The sequence below is a fragment of the Vallitalea sediminicola genome, from assembly GCF_054408565.1.
The window spans coordinates 1-203 of the sequence record NZ_BTPT01000435.1 but is presented as its reverse complement, the minus strand read 5'-3'; the positions used below and the strand labels follow the sequence as shown (position 1 = coordinate 203).

Below are 203 nucleotides of genomic sequence, written 5' to 3'. Positions count from 1 at the left end.
AGTTACATAACAAGTTAGGCGTACATTCACTAATGACCGCATCAATAACATCTTCAATTTGTAATAACTTTAATGCTAAGGCTTTCTCTTGCGGTTCGATAATACTGATAGGTGCATTGTTATTCTCAGATCCAGCTTTAGAGAATATACTCTGAATACGAGAGTAAGCATATTGTAAGTAAGGTGCTGTAGCGCCTTCAAAA

Annotated in this window: 1 protein-coding gene; it reads right to left on the bottom strand. The window is 36.0% G+C overall.

The annotated features are described in order from the left end of the window. Positions 1–203 (bottom strand): DALR anticodon-binding domain-containing protein (locus tag ACX6CF_RS27325; protein WP_458788513.1); only part of this gene is annotated, 203 nt, incomplete at both ends.